Origin of the sequence: Dysgonomonas sp. UBA7710 (assembly GCF_002482385.1) — a bacterium.
Taxonomy (GTDB): Bacteria; Bacteroidota; Bacteroidia; order Bacteroidales; family Dysgonomonadaceae; genus Dysgonomonas.
In genome coordinates this window covers 24,087-46,367 of record NZ_DLFW01000016.1, presented here as the reverse complement: position 1 = coordinate 46,367, position 22,281 = coordinate 24,087, and the positions used below count along the sequence as shown (strand labels likewise).

At 42.7% G+C, this 22,281-nt stretch carries 10 protein-coding genes; 3 read left to right on the top strand and 7 right to left on the bottom strand.

Annotation, left to right across the window (positions count from 1 at the left end):
* Positions 1–95 precede the first annotated feature (95 nt).
* The 6 genes from B3317_RS05330 to B3317_RS05305 all read right to left on the bottom strand — a co-directional run bounded on the left by B3317_RS05330 (position 96) and on the right by B3317_RS05305 (position 11,706).
* Positions 96–1,187 carry a Gfo/Idh/MocA family protein gene (locus tag B3317_RS05330; RefSeq protein ID WP_291109359.1) on the bottom strand — a complete coding sequence of 364 codons (1,092 nt, stop codon included), beginning with the start codon at positions 1,185–1,187 and terminating at the stop codon, positions 96–98.
* Between the two features lie 194 nt (positions 1,188–1,381).
* Positions 1,382–2,485, bottom strand: coding sequence for a glycoside hydrolase family 88/105 protein (locus B3317_RS05325; RefSeq protein ID WP_291109357.1), 1,104 nt, complete (start codon positions 2,483–2,485; stop codon positions 1,382–1,384).
* Positions 2,486–2,556: 71 nt separating this feature from the next.
* On the bottom strand, positions 2,557–3,936 hold the full coding sequence (locus tag B3317_RS05320) for an FAD-dependent oxidoreductase (RefSeq protein WP_291109356.1): 1,380 nt from the start codon (positions 3,934–3,936) through the stop codon (positions 2,557–2,559).
* A gap of 32 nt (positions 3,937–3,968) precedes the next feature.
* A complete protein-coding gene (locus B3317_RS05315) occupies positions 3,969–6,677 on the bottom strand; it encodes a glycoside hydrolase family 2 protein (protein ID WP_324354731.1) in 2,709 nt (902 codons plus the stop codon).
* A gap of 150 nt (positions 6,678–6,827) precedes the next feature.
* Positions 6,828–8,573, bottom strand: a complete 1,746-nt coding sequence (locus B3317_RS05310; protein WP_291109354.1) for a RagB/SusD family nutrient uptake outer membrane protein — start codon at positions 8,571–8,573, stop codon at positions 6,828–6,830.
* A 13-nt stretch (positions 8,574–8,586) separates the two neighbouring features.
* Positions 8,587–11,706, bottom strand: coding sequence for a SusC/RagA family TonB-linked outer membrane protein (locus tag B3317_RS05305; RefSeq protein WP_291109352.1), 3,120 nt, complete (start codon positions 11,704–11,706; stop codon positions 8,587–8,589).
* A gap of 277 nt (positions 11,707–11,983) precedes the next feature.
* Here B3317_RS05305 and B3317_RS05300 point away from each other — a divergent pair, with 277 nt between their 5' ends.
* Positions 11,984–16,036, top strand: coding sequence for a hybrid sensor histidine kinase/response regulator transcription factor (locus B3317_RS05300; protein WP_291109350.1), 4,053 nt, complete (start codon positions 11,984–11,986; stop codon positions 16,034–16,036).
* Between the two features lie 277 nt (positions 16,037–16,313).
* Here the strand turns inward: B3317_RS05300 and B3317_RS05295 are convergent, their stop codons facing one another.
* Entirely contained in the window at positions 16,314–17,456 is a 1,143-nt protein-coding gene (locus B3317_RS05295; RefSeq protein ID WP_291109348.1) for an adenylyltransferase/cytidyltransferase family protein, read from the bottom strand.
* Positions 17,457–17,817: 361 nt separating this feature from the next.
* Between B3317_RS05295 and carA the strand changes: the two genes are divergently transcribed.
* Positions 17,818–18,888, top strand: coding sequence for a glutamine-hydrolyzing carbamoyl-phosphate synthase small subunit (gene carA, locus B3317_RS05290; RefSeq protein ID WP_291109346.1), 1,071 nt, complete (start codon positions 17,818–17,820; stop codon positions 18,886–18,888).
* Between the two features lie 101 nt (positions 18,889–18,989).
* Positions 18,990–22,208, top strand: a complete 3,219-nt coding sequence (gene carB, locus B3317_RS05285; protein ID WP_291109344.1) for a carbamoyl-phosphate synthase (glutamine-hydrolyzing) large subunit — start codon at positions 18,990–18,992, stop codon at positions 22,206–22,208.
* Positions 22,209–22,281 lie beyond the last annotated feature (73 nt).

Genomic DNA, 22,281 nt, shown 5'->3' with positions numbered 1-22,281 from the left:
AAATCATTTGAATTTTGATAAAACAGTGATTCAAAAGAATAAAAAAACAGGAGCAGAATAATTCTGCCCCTGTTTTCTTTATCTATTTCTATTATCTACAATTTCACACTCCTACCCGTCTTGCTGCTTTCTATGGCCGCATTGAGTATCTCTACAACTATAAGGTTATTTTCCAAAGAAGACAGGTCGGTAGGTTTCACCTCAATTTCACCGCGTACGGCAGCTTTAAGGTAATAGAAAGAATCGTTGTACGGCGCAGCCAGTTTCTCAGCTACCATCTTATTCTCCTTCTTATCCGAATATACACGCATATCATTTGCATTATCCTGATATATGTAACCTTTATCCCCATAGATATGCATATCCTTGCGGCCCATCGGCCAGTTCCACGAGGCCATGATAACGACTGTGGCATCAGGATACTCAAGCATAATAGTGGCATCATCGTCCACTTTAGGATAAATCTGCGGCTTCAGATGTTGCAATGTGGCGGATACGCTGACAGGCTTCCGGCCACCCATCAACCATGTACTCAGGTTTGCGCCATAGCAACCAAAGTCTACAACAGCACCTCCTCCATTGAGTACCGGATCGGTAAGCCAGTGGAGAAACTCGGGACCGCAACCGATCTCTACAGGTCCCTGATGTCCGTCATACACATTTATACGTGATATCCGTCCAATCGTATTTTCATTCTTAATCAGGTCGTAAGCTTTATGATTGGCGGCATACCATGTTGTTTCATAATTGGTAAGCACCATTATATTATGCTTGCGGGCCAGCCCGGCTATGCGTTTTGCCTGCTCTGTTGTGGTAGCTAGCGGTTTCTCTACCATTACATGTATGCCACGTGGTGCACAAGCCTCGATTACACGCAGGTGGTCGTATATGCTTTCATATACAATAACGGCTTCGGGCTTGGTTTTATCCAGCATTTCATCCAAATTCTCAAAGAATTTGCTTTTGTCTACTTTTGCCCGTAATGTCTTATTATTCCAAAGTGAGGTGTCTTTTTCAGCAATACCTACCACTTCGAAGTCACCCCTGTCGAGGCGGGACAGGACTTCCCATAAGTGTCCGTGCGAAAGGCCTGCCACAGCAAGGCGGAGCGGTTTATCATTTTGTGCCGATGCAATTATGGATATAGCTGAGAGAGCCATTATCAGGAGGATTTTAATTTTTATCATGTGTACTTACAGGTTAAATTAACGTTGTTCAAAGATAAAAAAATAATAAGAGCCTGTTTAAATTTAAACGAATAAAATTTAAACAGGTTCTAAGTTCCAATCCTTCTTTCTATGGCTTTTATCCTAAAGAAAATGCATCAATATTTCCATTTGCAATATTATAAATAAATTCAAGATATTACAATTTCCATGGTCTACTTCTTCATTAAAGCAACCGTACACCACAAATAAGGGGCCTGACCGTGAAAATCTCCCGCCAGACGCGGACGGTCGTAATAATACTGCTTATCATTCTTCTTACCTGTACCAATACACACTTCAGTCACATTGTTACGCTCGTCGATATACGGAATCATTGCCAGCCATGCTTTGCGGGCGGCAGGCGCATATTCCTTAGCATCTAACCAGCCCTGTTTAACTCCTACTATAAAGGCATAGGTAAACATGGCAGATCCCGAGGTTTCGACCCAGCAGTCAGGCTCGTCGATTAGCTGGTTCCACATACCTCCCGGATTCTGATACTTCTTCAAACTTTCCATCATCGTATGGAAGCCTTTCATAATACGCGGACGGTCTTTATGATCCGCGGGAAGATAAGTAAGCAGATCGGCCATCCCTACAGCCATCCAGCCGTCCCCACGTCCCCAGTAGTAAGGAACATCCGGTGCATGGTAGAAAAGACCGTTAGGTCGCTGTATTTCTTCCAGATAGAGTACCATTTCCTTCGCCGCGCGGTCAATGTATCTGGAATCTCCGGTCACTTTATATGCCTCGGCCTGTACCGAAGTAATCATATACATATCGTCAATCCATAAGCGGGTCTGCCACGAATAGCCTTTCTCCGCCCAGGCCTTTTCCTCCGGTTTTGCATTGGCCGGAACTTCCCATTGGGTATCGGCATAAGCCATGCCCATATCCAGATAACGTTTATCTTTTGTTATCTGATAAAGTTTAAGGGCTAATCCGCCAAACATATTATAATCAACATGATTCATAGGAGGCAATAAGACTTTCTCCCTTGTGAAGAAAGGTTCGAATCTGTCTTGCAGAAGTTTAATAAGCTTCTGATCTTTTGTTTGAAGGGCATAATCAAGAGCTCCGGTCCAGGTACAGACTTCGGCATAATGAATATACCTCCCCGCGTAAAGGTCGTGCCTGTCGTCTACAATATGATATGCCAGACGCTTCCCTACTTCTTCGGGAGTGAATCCTTTGGGAAAGCCTGCCAACTGGCTTTGCTGGGAAAACAAAAACTGGAATGGTAAAAGAAGTAATAACGTAAATAATTTTCGAAACATGATATTGATTTTTTTATTATAAAATAGCTACAAAAAAATGGTGCGAATAAAATTTAAACAGTCTCTAACAATTACAATAACTGTCCGACCTCTTTCAGGCGGCTTCTAAGTTTAGTAATATCTACATTATGAACATCGGGGTTCGTTGATTTAAAAATCTGTCCGGCAGCTACACCAGCGGCTTCTCCTGTCACCAGACATGGAGGCATTACCCTCAGACTCCCATGTGCATAATGATCGGTAGAGATACAACGCCCGGCCACAAATACATTTTTCAGTCCTGCCGGAAGAAGACTCCGGAAAGGTATACCGTGTGATTCTCCCTTTCCATAACGCTTATATTCTTTTGCATCGCTTTTATGTATATCTATATAATAAGAGTTACGTCCGATGCCATCTTCAAACTCCCTGCGTGCCAGCCAGTCTTCGACCGTAAAAGTATAATCGCATTTAATGCGGCGGCTTTCGCGGATACCCATCAATGCAGCTGTGGTAGCCAGATAGGAAGCCGCAAATACTTTCGGCTCATACTCTGCCAATCCTTCCTGGAACTGCCGGGCTATTTTGCGGCCAACCATCATTGCCGATGAGAGTGAAACCGGATTGGTACTATCCACCGTTACATGACCCGCATTAAAGGCCAGATAACCGGGCCCTGCATACTTGTCATTGATGTGGCTATCCTTTATCAGATCATATTTCCCCGACTTAAGCATTTCATATATGGGACCATCCTTTCTGCTGGAATGTACACTGCCGATCAGCGAAAATTGATACGGATCAATATTCGCCAGTGCGAAACAAAGCGTACCTTCCTGAACAGCCCCTTTGCCGTCGCCCGTATCAAATTTTGCTCCGGCCCATGCCGCAAGGTCGCCATCGCCCGTACAGTCAATAAACAGGCTGGCTTTGTAGGCTGTGAGACCTGCCTTATTTCCTACAATGACAGCATCTACCACTCCGTCCTGTTTCATTTCCACAGCAGCCATAGTAGTAAAAAACAGAACGGATACCCCTTCCGACGTTACCAGATCATCATATACCACTTTCAGATATTCCGAATTGATAGGAACCCAGTCGTCACCTTTTACGTGAGGCACTCCCTTTTTTGCTTCCAGAAATACCTTTTCCGCTATCCCTTTATAAATAATCTTTTCCTTATCCGTAAAAGGACACCATGCATTCAACAGGCCGGAAGTGCCCATTCCTCCAAGAGCTCCGGTTCCTTCGATCAATAAAACTTTCGCTCCTTCGCGTGCGGCAGCTGTTGCCGCGGCACATCCGGAAGGGCCTCCTCCGACAACAATAACATCCCACTGATCGTCTACTTTTATTCCTCCTTTCGGGGATACAATTTGCGAGGGCATTGTTTCCCCGGCCGAGATACTACCGTTCGCAATCGAGGCCAGCCCTAGTATGCCTGCATTACGCAAAAATTTTCTTCGTTCCATATGTATTGATTTAAATTGCTATATGAGTGTTTTTATTTTACTAAAATAGTATTTTTCACTTGAGAAACATTAAAACCCTTCAGAATCAATGAATAATTATCTGCCGGGAGGTTCTTTTTATCCGTCTCTATTGTTATGCTGCGGCTTTCTCCCGGCATCATACTAAAGAAGTTATCGGTATAGTACGAAGGACGTACAGGTTTGCCTGTGGAATCGAGCCATTGCAATTGTGTGAAGAACGCGATCGAACGGTTCGTATTTTTCAGTTCAATTTCTATATAATGCTTTCCTTCGCTTACACGGGTTTTGTATTTCATCGACACTTTAGCCGGAGCAAGGTCTTTTATGCTCTGAAAACCTGCCGTAGCAGGCCCTGTCATAGATTTCATCCCTCCATATATGCTTGTGGAACGCCAGTAGAAGTTACTACCCACTTCCTTTCCCGTGTTATCGAAAAGGCGTAGTTTGATAAAATGGACAGGCGAAATATTCTGAGGAAAATCAATTACAAATACGTCATTTACAACTCCATCTCCGGGAAGGTCTACCGAAGCCTGATTTTTCCACACTTGCTTTGAGTTGAGATCGAAAACTTCAGCTGTAACCTTATAACCGGAAAAAGCCTTATAATAGTCGTTTACCACCGATACCGTATTTTTCAGATAGTCGAACTGGGGGTGTAGCGGTTCACATGCATTTGCCGCCGCGTAGAGCGCTGCCGTAGGTTCGAGCGACCAGTCCCACATTCGCCCGCAAACCTGACGGACTGGAGAATTGTGATACCAGAAAAGGACTCCGGAAGTATAGCGGTCTCCATAATTCAGTTTGTTATAGTTCCAGACTTCCCAGATACTTTTGTAACTCATTGCTCCTACAAATTGCCCTTTCATCGCAAATTCGTCTATGCTTTCCGACTTTCCGTACTCATTCACCAAGTCTACATAGAGTGACGACATCTGGTGAAATCCATTGCCATCGCTATAATCCCATACCTCCGTATTGATTGGCCAGAGGTCTTTTTCGGGCATCATTTCACGCAGGCATTCAACAGTAGGAAGACAAGGCGCGCCATATTCGGGATTGAACCCATCTACCCGGCTGCCACGTTCGGAAGCCGTGTTTTCATAATGCCTCATCGGATTGACTGTTTTATATGGACTGCCATCGTGAATCCCGCAACATTCCGATTCCATCTGATAACCGCGTGTGCCGTCTATCCGCTGAAGTAATTCTTCGAGACCGGACATTTCGGTCGATTCATTCGAACATACATAATAAGCCAGCGACGGATGATTCCGTATACGTTTAACGGTAGATTCCGCATTCTGCAAATGTAGTCCCCTGTCGATCGGATGCTTCGTATCACCTGTCATCCAGAATTCATTCCATACCATTATTCCCAGCTCGTCGCACAGATCGAAAAAGTAGTCGGACTCTGTGATACCGCCACCCCAGAAGCGAATCAGGTTTACACCCGATTGCGCTGTATAGCGTAGCTCAGCATAAGTTCGTTCGTCAGACATACGCAGCATGTTTTCAGGCAACCAGTTAGTCCCTTTGATAAAGATATCTTTTCCATTGACCCTGAATGTACGCGACTTATCGGGAGTATCTGTGTGTGATGTAATTTCCCTGATACCGAAACGGGTCGTTATCGAATCAGAAAGTTCTCCCCCTACTTCCGCTTTTACAGAAAGGGTATAAAGTTCCTGCGGGCCTTTATTGACAGGCCACCAGAGACGGGGTTTGTCGATAGCTAACTGAGGAAAATCCGTAGCATTGAATTCTATTGTTCTGGTCAGTCCCCGTAAAATCTCAACCTCTTTTTCGAAAGTAATACCTTCACCCAGTATTTCACCTTTTATTTTCACTTTTTGCGTCCTGAATCCGGGATTATGTAATTCTATACTCACGGTCTGGCGGGAATGGTCATAACCGGGTTTTCGCAAATCACTCTTCACAAACGGATGGTTAAGTGAAACTTCTCCTGTTTTAAAAAAACTGATATCTTTCCATATCCCCGTATTACGGTCACGGATACCATCGAGGTAGGTAAAATCCCAACCTACGGTCATGAGCATTGTTACATTCTTGCCAATTTCCCCGTTGCCCCCATTGCGGAACTCTCCTATTGCCCCCCACGATTTGGAAACACCTTCACGCGGGCCGCCCGGTTCGTCTATGGGATATACTTTTACTGCAAGCACATTCTTACCGTCCGAATTGATATAGTCTGTTACATCGATGAATTCCTGACGGAACATTCCGGCTATATTGCCGACCATTTTACCATTGAGCCAAAGTTCGGCACGGTAATTTATTCCATCCACCTGCATCCACATACGCTCGCCCTTCACACATTCAAGCCCGTCAAACTCGGTACGAAACCAATAGGTATAAAAGTCACGCCCTGCGGTACTCAAATCGGGGATTAATCCACTTGTTATTTTGTTATTCAGGCCAAAATAGGGTTCGGGATAGACTCCCTGGGTAACCAACGAATTGAGTACAGTACCGGGAACAATAGCTTGCGCCCATCCCTTTGTCCCATATCCGATACTGGAAACATCTTCCGCCCTACCGGCCACATCTCCTGCCTTTTTCATCAACCATAGCGCTTTTCCTCCATGCCCCATATCGGATTTTAGAGAAAGAAGATACTCGCGTCCCTGAGAAAACGCCGATTCGCAAAATATCAGAATTAAAAACGTAAAAATTAAATGCTTATAACAAACTCTCATTATTTTTTTATTTATTGATGTCAATCTTTAGGGCATTTATATTGCCTCTGTTTTTAGTATAGTTTTACTTCGAATGCCCTTATTATGAACCTTAAAGCGTATACAGGCGCACACCAGACCGGGTACGCCTGTATGACTCACAGAAAGGTTCTACATTTTATCCCATCCGTCAGGTTGTTGCGGATAAGGATCGCCTACAATAACAGACTCTATCTGTTTCTGCGGAATCGGACGTAATACATGGAAATCCTGTATGTTATCTTTAGGTAAGGTATGATTTGTCCATTTTGTGGTGAAGAAACCATACATCCGTACCCGTTCAACCAGTTTCTTTGTGCGCACGAGGTCGAGCCAGCGCAGCTGTTCGCCACAAAGCTCACGTGTCCTTTCGTCCAGAATATAATCGATGGTTACATCCGCTGCGGTAATCATCAGGTCGTTGATATATTCGGTCTTCGAAGCAGCCCTCTTACGAAGTTCGTTGATATAATAGGCGGCTCCATCGGTAGTAGAATTATTCCCAAGTTTGAAAGCAGCTTCGGCTGCAATAAGATATGTTTCTGCCAGACGGTACACGATAATTGTACGACGCGAGTCGAATGAAAGGCTTGTCCGGTTAGGGTCCAAATATTTCTTCATTGTAGGGAAGTTAGGGTCGGTATAGTTCTCCGGAGTAAGTATATAGTAATTTGCTGACTCTATCTCTTCTTTGGTCATATTCTTACCCGGGAGATAGCCAGCGAGCTCACCTTTTGCGCCGCTCCTGATTGCAGAGTACTTGTTCTCACCGACATAGAATTCCTGCTTTTTATTACTGAAATCAATCGGTGCAGTCCATTTGCTTTGGAAGGTGCCATGATAGCGTGAATCTTTATCAATATCGCCGAAAGCCTCATTATAAAGCCATGTGGTACCGTGATAACGCGCGTAAACACGCCCATCCTCGATCTGCTGAACATTGCCGCTACCATTAAAGTTAAAGTAGCCTGCAACAAAGATATGAGCAAGGTTATTCATACCCGAATCCTTTTCCGGTACACCGTAAATAGGGTCGTCGGTCATCTGCACATTAAAGAGTATTTCCTGATTGTTTTCATTTCCGGGTTTATGAATATCTTCATATTTGCTCATCAGTTTTATTCCTGTCTGGTCTCCATCCTGTATCAACCTTGTTGCTATATCATATGCATTCTGAAAATCAGTGGCTTTGGCGGCGCTGCTCCATCCACGTGTGAGATATACTTTTGCCAGAAGATGACGGGCTAACGCCTGAGTAACACGTCCGGGCTGAGTGTCTTTAGGGCCGACAGGCAGATTGCCGGGAGTTGTACAATACAGCAGGTCTTCGACAATAAAGTCATAAACATCAGCCATAGGGTCCCGTTTAGCTGTTTTCACCACAACATCATTGTATGTGCGGTTCAATGTCACATCGCCGAAAAACTGTACCAAACGGAAATAAAGCCATGCCCGGAAAAACCTGGCCTCGGCCAGCATGGTTATCTTTTTAGCCTCAGGGATGTCCGTCATGTTTTCGCCGAAGTGAACAAGGCCATTACAGGTATTGATAAGGGTATATGAACTTCTCCAATAGGAATAGATATAGTCGGAATTAGGCTTGTAATTCGTCGTATAATTACCAAAATTATAAATGTCGCCAGAAGAACGGCTATAAAATTCGTCTGTGCCGGGCACAGTTATCATATGGATGGAACTGAGAGGTCCATAAAAAGTTCTCATTCCACCATATACGCCGTTCAGTCCAAGTTCGAAACCTTGTGGTGTACTGAATGACTCGGGCGTCATCTTCGAGTGATTTTCTTCGTCCAGAAAATCGCCGCATGCCATTATAATAAATAGCGGGAGGCAGGCTAATAAATATATTATTTTTTTCATTGTTGTCTTGTAATTAAAAGGTTATATTAATACCGAATAACATTTGCCATGATGGAGGAATTACAGTACCCATCACCCGGTTGGTTTCCGGATCAAGCCCCTTATATTTGTTTACATATTCGGAAAAGAACGTAAATGGATTTGTCGCCGTGGAATAAACACGGGCCTTGCTCACCCCTACTGTCTTAAGAAGTTTATCCGGTAAGGAATATCCCAAAGTAAGCGTCCGTATCTTGAGATAAGAGGCGTCAAACAGTGTAAGCGTGCCTTTGTAAGGTATACTCTGCACTTTATTATTCGGAGCTGGCCAGCGGGCGCCTGTATTTTCAGGAGTCCAGTAATCTACATTCAGGTTGTTGTAATAACCTCCCATCAGAGAGTTTTGTCCTCCACCATAAAGTTCAGACCTAAGCATGCCACCTTGACGGAAATTCATAACCACAGTGAAATCGAAGTTCTTATATGCCAGACTATTTGTCCATCCTCCTTCGAAGTTTGCCTGATGGCTACCTACTATTTTGCGGTCAAGATCATTGATTACATTATCCGGAACACCGTCAGGGCCACTGATATCCGCGACTTTAATAGTTCCTATCACCGAGTCGTCGCCGGAAGTCTTCAACCCGTAACTTTCTGCAAGCGCCCTGTCCTCAGGAGTATCCTGCCAGATACCAAGCCCTACATATTCGTAGAAAGACCCTAAGGGATGACCGACAAAAAGGTTGTCTGAAATCAGCTTGTCTACACCTTCGGTAAGTTGAACAACCTTATTTCTGTTGAAATAAATGTTGAAATCGGAAGTCCATTGGAATTTATTTTTACCATCACCGTCGAAAACATGTACCCGGGCTGCGAATTCAAACCCGACATTTTCCGTTTTACCCACATTGTAAGGGATTTGCGTGCTTACTCCGCTTGTCGCCGGAGGGGTAAATTTCATCATCAGGTTGTTGGAGAATTGTTTATAAACCTCAATTGATCCCGAAAACCGGTTATTAAGAAAACCTAAGTCTATACCGGCATTGTAACTGGCAGTACGCTCCCACTTCAGTTCGCTGTTCGAAGCAGCAGTCGGATAGTATCCGAGCACACCCTGGGACCCGAAGATATACTTGTTGCTGGTCATATCGCCCATAGTATCGTAAGGACTCACATTGGTATTACCTACTTCTCCATAACTTAATCTCAGTTTCAGCTGCGACAATATGTGAGAAGTCCCGCTCATAAACTTTTCATTGCCAATATTCCATGCCAAAGCGGCAGACGGGAAATAATGCCATTTATTTCCTTTTGCCAAACGTGATGAACCATCAGTACGCAGCGTTGCGGTAAGGTAATAACGGGAGTCGTAGTCGTAATTGATACGTCCCATATAAGAGAGCATACTCCATTTATTATAATCTCCATTTCCCTTATGATTCTCAGCTGTACCCGGATTGTAGTAGCCTACCTGATTGGTCGGCACATTCTCGTAATTCAGATCGAATTCCTGCGCTTCTCTTTCTTCGGCACTAAACATGGCCGTAAGATTTAGATTGTGCTTATCGAACTTCTTGTCATAAGTTAACAGGTTCTCGATAGTATAATCGGTCAGGGAATTCGATTCGTTATATCCATAGTTGGATGACTGGCGGCGCTTGCTTGTTCCTTTCTGATAATAACGTTGCAGCGTGGTAGAAGAAAGTTGTACGCCGGCATTGAGCCTGTATTTGAATCCGTGAGTAAAATCCACTTCCAGATAACCTGTCGTGAATGTTGACAACCTTTTGCGATCATCCTGAATCGCATCCTTGCGAAGATCCATTAAAGGGTTGCTCATAAGGTCGTTCGGATGCACTTTTTCCCGTATCGAACCATCGTCCATATATGGCGACAACAATGGGCTTAGGCTAAGAGCGTCGCCCATCGGATTCAGGCTTTCCCCTCTGCTTATATAATAGGTATTCAATGTATTCAGTCCAAATTTCAGATATTTGTTTATAGTATGATCTACAGATAATTTGAGAGTCGTACGTTCCATCGATTGCAGATCGTATACACCTGTCGATTTATAATATCCCAGCGATGCCGCATACTGCGTATTTTTCGATCCGCCCGATAAGCTTATCTGATGATTGGTCATCAAAGGATTTTGGTCATACAGTTCCCTTTGCCAGTCAGTATCTACACCTCTTTCATAGCCTTCTATCTCTCCATCGAGGCCTCCTTCGAATACCTTCTGTAATACCCTCGGATCATCGATACCCGTATAATTTTCAGCATTTTTATAACGATTATACATAGACCACTTGCGCAACTTCATATAGTCCTCAGATTTCATGACATCATAGAAGCCCAGCGGTTTACTGAAACCTATATATCCATTATAGTTTACAACAGCCTTGGTTCCTTCCGCACCACGCTTAGTAGAGATGAGTATAACCCCATTGGCTCCACGCGAGCCGTAAATAGCAGTTGATGATGCATCTTTAAGTACAGTAACCGACGTAATGTCTTCCGGTGCGATGTTATTCATCATACTTAGTTCGTAAGGAATACCATCCACAACCAAAAGAGGATCGTTACCCGCAGCTATAGAACGTGTTCCGCGAATACGGATTTCGGGAGTATGCCCCGGATGTGTGGAGCCGCCGCTACGCTGTATGTTCACACCGGCCCCAGCCCCTTGCAGAGCCATCGCGATATTTGCGGCAGGAGTAGCACGGATAGTTTGCTCACCCATAACATTAACCGCGCCTGTGAGGTCGGAGCGCTTACGTGTACCATAGCCCACAACCACAACACTCTCAAGATTGATAACATTATCTTCCAGTACGACATCGATCTTTGTTTTCCCGCCTACGGGGATTTCCTGCGAAATATAGCCGATAGATGAGAATACAAGTATATCATTACCGGCCGCATTGATCGTATATTCTCCCTTGTCGCTGGTTATCGTTCCTGTCGTTGTCCCTTTTACCGCCACTACAGCACCTATTACAGGTTCACCGTTTGCAGTAACAGTACCGAAAATAGTAACTTTTGCCTGCTGACCGTTTTGTGCGGTCACCACATTTACTGTCAGAAATAAAACGACAGCCATACTTAATGACAGAAACCGTCTAAGTCTGTTTCTTAGTTTGTTCTTTTTCATAAATAATAATGGTTTTTCATAATAATAAATTCTTCTTTTCAATGGTTTTTGAGTACGAATTAGATTAAATGTTAATTTGAACAAAATTAGGTAAGCTATAATAGCTCCGCGTCCGCATTTCTGTAATAATTGTCAGTAAAGAGGCATGGCAGAAAAACGGACTAAAATGGCAGATATACACATATGCATTGATATAATAATGCGGGAAGAATTAGGCAAAGCTTGTCTTAATAAGCTATATTTGTAGAAACCTTGTTTAGTATATCTATTACTTGATATGAAAAAATTTTCGGCCCTAATAATAATCGCAATACTAGCTATTTGTACCAATATTACCGGATATGCCTACAATATTCAACATATATCTTCCCGCTACGGGCTTTCTTCGAGCGCAGTGAGGTTTGTAACAATGGATAGCTACGGATTTATGTGGTTTGCCACTTATGATGGCCTCAACCGCTATGACGGATCATCGGTAAAAAGTTACTTGCCAACCAGCCATAGTAATTCCTTACCGGGAAATGTAATAAGACATATCACCGAAACCGATCCCGGTATGCTTTGGCTGAAAACCAATCAGGGATTATGCCTGTTCAATTCCAAATCGGGTACATTCGAAAATCATCCTGATATGAGAACTATATATTGGCAGGCTAAAAGTCCAGACGGAACTTTTTTTGCTCTTTCCGAGAATGATTCGATTGCCGTATATAACAAATCAGATGGCCTGTTTCACAAGATACATACCCCGGGAGTAATGTCATACAGAACACAATGCTTTTCTATCTGTAAGGATAACATCATCTGGGTATTTGGTTCTATGGGACAGATAATGCGTTATAAAATAATAAAGGAAAACGGAATTATAACCGGTACTTACAGGCTGATGGATTATGAACTTGATGCCCCTGTAAGATGGGCCTTCGAAAAAGGCACAAACGTAGTTTTTGTAGATACCCGATTCGACCTCTATACCCTTGATATCAACACAGGAATCAAAGAATTTGTAATGAATATTGGTTCGGAGATTCCACCCAAAGAAAGTATGAGAGATGCCCTGATAGCGGGAAATGATATATTTATTGCTTTCATTAATGATGGACTTAAAGTAATAAGGCGCGATCCTCATTCAGTAAACAAACCATATATAGAACGTACTACTCTCAACTATGGTGTTTTTAATCTGGCTTACGATCCTGTACAGCAAATTGTCCTGATAGGTACCGATGGCTACGGAGTATATATATATTCGGAAGAAGATTACACGATACGCTCTTCGATGTTGTACGAATTCTATCCTCAGGCGAAAGTTCCGGTTCGGTCTGTAACACTGGATGCTGATAATAATTTATGGATAGGGACAAAAGGTGACGGGCTTTTTTGTTTTCCCGGTTATAATCCGGATGAACCTCTTCGTGATAAAAAAGTGAATCATTTTCATATACAAAATTCTGCACTTGCCAACAATTCCATTTTCAACCTTGTCGAAAGCAGGCACAACTTGATGTGGATCATAAGCGGCGGACCGGGAATCAATTATTATTCTTATTCCGACAAACGAATACACACCCTATCACAGCCCCCCGGAAGCAAACCATTATATTTTCTCTGTTCGGCAACAGAGCAAGACGCAAAAACTCTGTGGGTAACGACTTCCGGAGACGGACTACATCGAATAAAACTGGCATTTACAAATGGTACCCCACGGATAGAGAAGATGGATCATTTCAGGTTTTTCCAGACAGAAAATGTGATTTATGACACCGAGATAGAAAATGATTCTATTTTATGGATCGGAAGCAGAGGCGAAGGTCTGGTCAGATTTAATCTGAAAACAGAGGAAAAAACGTTCTATAAACTAACCAATGGAGAAAATCAGTTGGTCAACGATATACTGGTAATATACCGCGATAGCCATAAAACATTGTGGCTGGGTACAAGTTTCGGCCTTTGTCGGATAACAAAAGTAGGAAAAGACAAACTGGAATACATTAATTATAATACCGAATCGGGACTCCCGAACAACACCATACATGGAATTGTAGAAGATCGGCAGGGCTATCTTTGGCTGAGTACCAATAAGGGACTCGCAAGATTCGACCCTCGGACAAAAGTATTTACGAATTATAGCAACCCTAATAATCTGTCTGTGCAGGAGTTCAGCGACAATGCCTATTATATATGTCCTCGCAAACAAATAATGTTTTTTGGGGGTATCGACGGGTTTGTTTCCATACGCAGCAACCAGACACAAACACCTGTTTTCACACCTAACTTCTACTTTAACACCCTCAGCATATACGGAAAAGAAGTAGAGATAGCAGACTATATTAAAACAAGGGATCAAAAAGATATACTGGAACTGCCGCATAACCAAAATTTCTTTACCGTATCGTTCGTCGCACCGGATTATGTTAACGGCCACAAGTATACTTATCAGTATTTGCTGAATGGACATAGTGACAAATGGATTAATAACGGAACCTCGAACAGTGTTACGTTTACTAATATGGCACCCGGAGAATATTTGCTGAAAGTACGTTTCTCGGCCAATAATATCTTCGGGGATCAACCTGTTTACACCCAATATATACGAATTCTTCCACCATGGTATATGACTACTGTGACCTACATTATCTATGCCATAATAATAGGTTCTGTAATCTTATTCTTTATATTATCATACAGGCGTAAGGTAAAACGCAAGGAACACCGCGTCTTCGAAAAAATGGAACAAAAGAAAACGCAAGAAATCTATGAATCGAAATTACGCTTCTTTACCAATATAACCCACGAATTCAGTACTCCTCTGACCCTTATTTATGGTCCATGCGACCGTATACTTTCTTCTGTCGATAAGTCATCCCCTGTATACGGTTATGCAACCTTAATACACCGTAATGCAGAGAGGCTCAATGGCCTGATACAAGAACTTATCGAGTTTCGAAGGATAGATACCGGACATACCCAGGTGGTTATAGAAAAAGTTGAAATAGAAGAGTTTGCAGGAAATATATTATCATCATTCAGACTATTATCTGATAATAAGCAGACTAATTATATTGTAAATATAGAAAAGAAACTCATATGGCAGACCGATCCCGGATGTTATTCAAAAATATTGACAAACCTGGTGTCAAACGCTTTCAAATATACGCCGGATGGAGGTACTATCAATGTCGATATTTTCACTAAAGATCAAATGCTTGTCACTTGCGTATCCAATACGGGAAAAGGCTTCAGACCCGAAGACTTACCATTTATTTTCGACCGTTACCGGGTCTTGGATAATCTTGAAAGCAGGCATAACAGCCGCCTGTTTTCGCGCAACGGACTAGGACTTTCTATCTGTCACAGTACAGTAAAACTACTTGGCGGAGAAATGCAGGTAGAAAGTACACCCGGACAAATTACATGTTTTACAGTTGAACTCCCTATGCATGAACTTACCAATAAAACCCTTGAATATTCCAGAATTGCATCAGGTATTCCCATGCAAACACCTGATAAAAAACAGATTATATTACCGGAATTCAATATTGTAAAATCACGTCCGACAATTCTTGTTGTGGACGATGAAATCGAGATATTATGGTTTGTTTGCGAAATTCTGAAAGATCAGTACAATGTCATTCCTGTAAAAGATCCGGATACGATAGAGGAAATACTGTCCAAAACAAAGATAAACCTTCTTATATCAGATGTAATGATGCCCAGAAGGAGTGGCTTCGACCTTGTACGCATGTTAAAAGAATCCCGGGTGACTTCCCACATTCCGGTTATTATCCTATCGGGCAAAAATTATACAGAAGACCAGCTTGAGGGACTTGACGCAGGGGTAGATATGTATATCTCAAAGCCATTCGATGTCCAATATCTAAAAAAAGCTGTCAGGCGCCTGTTAAAGCGGGAGGAAGAGACTAAAGAATATTATAATTCAGCATTTAGTGCTTTCGAAATTGAAGAAGGGCAGGTTCTGCACCGCGAAGATAAAGAATTCTATGAACGGACACTGCAAGTGATAGATGGGAATATCAAAAATCCTGCATTTTCGACTGAAGAACTGGCATCTCTGCTTAATGTAAGCGTACGTCAACTATACAGAAAAATAGATATCGTATATAAGAATGGACCCGGAAGCCTGATAAGGGATTATAAACTGAAGATAGCAGAAGGCTTACTGATTAAAACCAATATTTCGGTCGATGAAGTTATCTATCAGTCGGGATTCAACAATAGAGGAAGTTTTTACAAACTATTCTCTCAACGCTACGGCATGCCCCCAAAGGCATATAGAGAAAAGCATAATAGAGAAAACACTGACTCTTGAGGTTATCATATAAATATACTTAATTATTCTAAACTTCAAAGCAGATATAAAAACAAAAAAACAACCATCATTGTTTTATTTACAGATTAAGGAAACCGGAAAGGATCGAAAAGAAGACAAATATATGATAATACGAAAGGGAGCCGTACACTCCCTTTTTATATTGGTTTAGCCCGCTAGACATACATGAAACATCGTTCGACAGAGCGAAGCGGAGTTCAAAACAGACAGGAATATAAATCAAACAACTTCTTAATTTCTCAGAATTTATTCCCTATCAAAAATTATCCCCACGGCGTATACGTATCTGAATCGCATTCTCTATCGGCATTTCACTAATAAATATAAGATAACCTCCACCTCCTGCTCCACTAAGTTTCCAACCCAAAGCCTTATCTTTATACTTATCCAATACTTTGAATATATCACTGTTTACCATATGCGGATACATGAGTATCTGAGCATCGAAGCTGTCCTTTACTGCCTTTCCGAATTTCCGGATATCTTTTGTTTTTATTGCATCCCATGCCGAGAGAGCAGCAGCACTCAGTTTTTTCGCACTTTCTACTGTTATATTGGTCTCCGATAGCACATCATAATCGCCATGGCGCGGATATAAGGGTACCAGCCACAAATGTTTTTCGAGCCAACTAAGTATTGCATCATCCAATATACTTTCTATTTCCGACGGCCAGAAATCCCCCGTATAATGCAATCTGTTGAGTCCCGGCATAACAATCCCCAATGAATCCTGCGATCCGCTTACATACTTTGTACCCGGAGGATTCTCAAAACAGAAAAGCGTCCGTGCCAGTTTTTGTTTGTTTCCTGCCGGAATATCCACTTGCCAAAGTTCGATCGCTTTTTTTCGGGAACTGGTAGACATGCCACTACGATCGTTAAACTCATAGTCGGGTTCTATGGATATAGTCAATACCGGTCCCGGATAAAGGCTGCTTACATTAGGCTGATCCAGCCATCCGCCCGCCAGATCGATACGATATGGGATACGGCATTCTTCCCGTAGGGCCGTAGTAGAACGAACCGGTAAATTTTCATGAGGAACACGCTTACTTACAACATATTCTATACCCAGATCTTTACACAATTGCTCCTTCAGGGAACTATGCCCGTCGCTGTTGACGAAAAATATATCCGGTTTCAGCCGTTTAATTTCTTCCAGAAAATCAATAAGCCCTGAGCCGCTGTTCACCCATGCCTCTTTTACCGATTTGAGGGAACTAACCATATACAGGCGTTCTTGTTCATTATTGACGGTTTTTCGTGCCTTAAGATCATTCACAGTCTTATCCGAACCTATACCTACATATAGCTCTCCATATGTGGCAGCTTCTTCGAAAAATGCGACATGTCCACTATGAAGCATATCATAACACCCGCTCACAAAAACTTTCTTCATAAAATCAATCTGATAGTTGTATAGTTTTTATTTGTAAATATAAATCTTTTTTCCATTCTGTACAATTTTCAGAATTACTTGCGTTGCAAATTGAACGTTTAAATATGTTATTAAAAAACATTCTTAAAAAAAATGTATATATAATTAAAATAATATCAAACAATCGGAAGGATATCATAATTTATTCCTATCTTTGTGCTTCAGATATTCACATGAGTTTTATCGGATATTTGAAAAAATGAAAAAGAAAAAGATACAACATTATTATACAAGCTAAAGGAACAGATATACCAAATATCACGTTCCTTTTTTTTTATCTTATAAATCAGTTTTTAGTCACAATTATATTCTAAACAAAAAGATGTATTCAGACAAACCAGTTCAACTAATTCTTGACGACGGAACAGTTTTCGAAGGACGGTCTTTCGGCTCGGAAAAAGCCATTGCCGGAGAAGTTGTATTCAATACAGCTATGGTAGGTTATCCGGAGAGTCTTACCGACCCTTCTTACCTGGGACAAATACTTGTTGTAACCTTCCCGCTTGTAGGAAACTACGGCGTTCCTGACAACACTTTCACAAACGGTATTTCCGACTTTTACGAATCGGAAAAAATACAAGTGAACGGACTCATCATTTCAGATTATTCACACGAATACTCTCACTGGAATGCTAAGAAAAGCCTTGGTGAATGGCTCAAGGAGAATGATGTGCCGGGTATTTACGGCATAGACACACGCGAACTGACGAAGATATTACGCGAAAAAGGTTCGATGAAAGGCAAAATCGTTTTCAGCGGAGCTGACGAAATAGATTTCTACGACCCGAATATCGAAAACCAGGTAGCCATAGCCAGTTGTAAAGAAGTGATTACATATGGTAACGGACAGAAGAAAGTAGTACTGGTAGATTGCGGAGTAAAACATAATATAATCCGCTGTCTGGTGAAACGTAATGTAACACTTATACGCGTGCCCTGGGATTACGACTTCAACCAACTGGAATGGGACGGGCTTTTTATCTCTAACGGCCCCGGAAATCCCGACTTCTGCGAAGAGACTGTTAAGAATATCCGCAAAGCAATGGAAGGAAATAAACCTATCTGCGGTATATGCATGGGAAACCAGCTATTGTCAAAAGCAGGAGGCGCAACCATTTACAAACTGAAATACGGCCACCGTAGCCACAACCAGCCCGTAAAAATGGTAGACTCTACCAAATGCTTCATCACATCGCAAAATCACGGTTTTGCGGTAGCGAATGCCTCTCTGGGATCAGATTGGGAACCATTGTTCATAAATCTGAATGACGGAACAAACGAAGGTATCAAACACAAGACCAAACCGTTCTTCTCTGCCCAGTTTCACCCCGAAGCAGCCAGCGGTCCGACAGATACGTCATTCTTGTTCGATATGTTTGTGGAGAAATTATAACAATTAGCAGATTCGAATATTAGCAAATGGACTGTCTTTTTATTTTCAAATATGCTAATATGCTAATTTCCAAATCATTTAACTTGTAACCAATTAAACAAATGGATATAGACATAAAAAAAGTATTAGTCCTTGGTTCGGGAGCGCTCAAAATCGGTGAGGCGGGTGAGTTTGATTACTCAGGCTCGCAAGCACTGAAAGCACTGAAAGAGGAGGGCATAGAAACTGTACTTATCAACCCTAATATTGCAACGGTACAAACCTCGGAAGGTAGTGCCGATAAGATATACTTCTTACCTATTACCCCATACTTTGTAGAAAAGGTAATCCAAAAAGAAAAGCCGGAAGGTATACTTCTGGCCTTCGGTGGGCAAACTGCCCTCAACTGCGGTGTACAACTCTACGAAGGTGGCATTCTGGAAAAATATAATGTTCGCGTACTGGGAACACCTGTACAAGCCATTATGGATACCGAAGACCGTGACCTCTTTGTGAAGAAACTCGACCAGATAGATGTAAAGACCATCAAAAGCCATGCGGTAGGCTCGATAGAAGATGCCGTAAAAGCAGCGGCGGAACTGGGTTATCCTATCATCGTACGTGCGGCATACGCACTTGGCGGACTCGGTTCGGGATTTTGCGACAATGAGCAGGAATTGCGGGTACTGGCCGAAAAAGCGCTTGCATATTCATCTCAGCTTCTGGTAGAAAAATCGCTGAAAGGATGGAAAGAAGTGGAATACGAAGTTGTCCGCGACAAGTATGACAACTGTATGACAGTGTGTAATATGGAAAACTTCGACCCGCTGGGCATCCATACCGGTGAAAGTATCGTAGTAGCGCCATCGCAAACACTGACCAATTCCGAATATCATAAGCTGCGCGAACTGTCTATACGTATTGTGAAACATATAGGTATCGTGGGCGAATGTAACGTACAATATGCCTTCGACCCCGAATCGGAAGACTACCGTGTGATCGAGGTAAACGCCCGCCTGAGCCGTTCATCGGCACTGGCTTCTAAGGCAACAGGTTATCCGCTGGCTTTTGTAGCGGCTAAACTGGGACTGGGTTATGGACTATTCGAACTGAAAAACTCGGTAACCAAATCTACCTGCGCTTTCTTCGAACCTGCACTCGACTATGTAGTGGTAAAAATTCCTCGCTGGGACTTGGGTAAATTCCACGGCGTATCGAAAGAGATAGGATCGAGCATGAAGTCCGTTGGTGAGATTATGGCTATCGGCCGTACATTCGAAGAAGCCATACAAAAAGGACTTCGTATGATTAACATCGGTATGCACGGATTCGCTGCCAACAAGCCTCTGGAAATCGACAATCTGGACGATGCCCTGAAAAATCCTACCGATAAGCGCATATTCTGTATCGAAGAAGCCCTGAAAAGAGGATACACCATAGAGCAGATACACGACCTCACTAAAATAGACCTTTGGTTCTTACAAAAACTGCAATATATTTTTAAATGTTCTAAAGAACTGGAAAAATTCGACGATATACAGTCTCTCCCACTCGACCTTCTTCGCTCTGCCAAGCAAATGGGATTCTCTGACTTCCAGATAGCGAAGATAGTATGCAAAGAGCCAAGCCTTGTAGAAACAATAGCACACGATGTACGCCGTATCCGCAAGGAAAACGGAATCATACCGTGTGTGAAACAGATAGATACACTTGCTGCCGAATATCCGGCTCAGACCAACTACCTCTACATCACATACAATGGCAAGGCCAACGATGTGAAATATCTGGGCGACCACAAATCAGTGATCGTTCTCGGATCGGGAGCATACCGTATCGGCTCGTCTGTAGAGTTCGACTGGTGTTCGGTTAATGCCCTGCAAACCATCCGCAAGGAGGGTTACCGCTCGGTAATGATAAATTACAACCCCGAAACGGTATCTACCGACTACGATATGTGTGACCGTCTTTACTTCGATGAACTCACTTACGAGCGCGTGATGGACATTATAGAACTGGAAAACCCGCACGGAGTAATCCTTTCGGTGGGCGGACAAATACCAAACAATCTGGCTATGCGACTAGATGCGGCTAAGGTTAACATACTCGGCACAACTGCCAAGAGCATTGACAATGCCGAAGACCGTCACAAGTTTTCCAGCATGCTCGACCGCATCGGAGTAGATCAGCCACGATGGAAAGAATTGAGTTCGCTCGATGATATCAAAGGCTTTGTAGCCGAGGTAGGCTATCCGGTACTCATTCGCCCTTCTTATGTACTCTCGGGTGCAGCAATGAATGTATGCTCTAACGATCAGGAACTTGAAAACTTCCTCGGACTGGCTGCCGAAGTCTCCAAAAAGCATCCAGTTGTAGTCAGCGAGTTTATCGAAAATGCCAAAGAGATAGAAATAGATGCTGTGGCAAACAAAGGTGAAATAGTCATGTATGCTATTTCTGAACACGTTGAATTTGCCGGAGTTCACTCAGGAGATGCAACAATACAGTTCCCTGCTCAACGTTTATATATAGAGACTGTAAGACGGATCAAGAAAGTAGCACGGAAAGTAGCCGAAGAGCTGCAGATCTCGGGGCCTTTCAATATGCAGTTCCTTGCAAAAGACAACGACATCAAAGTGATCGAATGTAACCTGCGGGCTTCCCGTTCATTCCCATTCGTGTCTAAAGTATTGAAAATAAACTTTATCGACCTGGCCACCCAGGTAATGCTGGGCAAAAATGTAGAGAAACCCAACAAGAACGATTTCGACCTCGACTATGTAGGTATCAAAGCATCGCAGTTCTCATTCTCCCGCTTGCAGAAAGCTGACCCTGTACTGGGTGTGGATATGGCTTCTACCGGAGAGGTGGGATGTATCGGGGATAACTTCTATGATGCCATGCTCAAGTCGATGTTGTCGGTCGGTTACCGTGTACCTAAAAAAACGGTACTGTTCTCTACCGGACCTGCCAAATCGAAAGTGGAGTTGCTACAAGCTGCACGCTTGCTACATCAGAAAGGATACGAACTGTATGCAACCGGAGGTTCTCAAAAGTTTCTTGTAGATAACGGAGTTCCTGCTACTCAGGTATTCTGGCCGAATGAAGACCAGAAACCAAGTGCACTGGAAATGATCCAGAATAAGAAGATAGACCTTGTGGTGAATATCCCTAAAAACTTCACGACAAATGAGTTGGATAACGGATATAAAATCCGCAGGGCATCTATCGACTACAATGTGCCTCTGCTTACAAACTCCCGCCTTGCATCGGCTTTCATCCAGGCATTCTGTAAAATGAATGTAGATGAGATAGAAATCAAGGCATGGAACGAATATGATTAATCAGCTTTTATTTAAAAAAATAGCCTCAGGATTTTCTGAGGCTATTTTTTTAGTTAACGAAGTCCTGTAACTA

Bases quoted from the DNA above. Each gene is read 5' to 3' on its own strand.
- B3317_RS05330 (WP_291109359.1), bottom strand. From the start codon at position 1,187: ATGATAAAAATTAAAATCCTCCTGATAATGGCTCTCTCAGCTATATCC.
- B3317_RS05325 (WP_291109357.1), bottom strand. From the start codon at position 2,485: ATGTTTCGAAAATTATTTACGTTATTACTTCTTTTACCATTCCAGTTT.
- B3317_RS05320 (WP_291109356.1), bottom strand. From the start codon at position 3,936: ATGGAACGAAGAAAATTTTTGCGTAATGCAGGCATACTAGGGCTGGCC.
- B3317_RS05315 (WP_324354731.1), bottom strand. From the start codon at position 6,677: ATGAGAGTTTGTTATAAGCATTTAATTTTTACGTTTTTAATTCTGATA.
- B3317_RS05310 (WP_291109354.1), bottom strand. From the start codon at position 8,573: ATGAAAAAAATAATATATTTATTAGCCTGCCTCCCGCTATTTATTATA.
- B3317_RS05305 (WP_291109352.1), bottom strand. From the start codon at position 11,706: ATGAAAAAGAACAAACTAAGAAACAGACTTAGACGGTTTCTGTCATTA.
- B3317_RS05300 (WP_291109350.1), top strand. From the start codon at position 11,984: ATGAAAAAATTTTCGGCCCTAATAATAATCGCAATACTAGCTATTTGT.
- B3317_RS05295 (WP_291109348.1), bottom strand. From the start codon at position 17,456: ATGAAGAAAGTTTTTGTGAGCGGGTGTTATGATATGCTTCATAGTGGA.
- carA (WP_291109346.1), top strand. From the start codon at position 17,818: ATGTATTCAGACAAACCAGTTCAACTAATTCTTGACGACGGAACAGTT.
- carB (WP_291109344.1), top strand. From the start codon at position 18,990: ATGGATATAGACATAAAAAAAGTATTAGTCCTTGGTTCGGGAGCGCTC.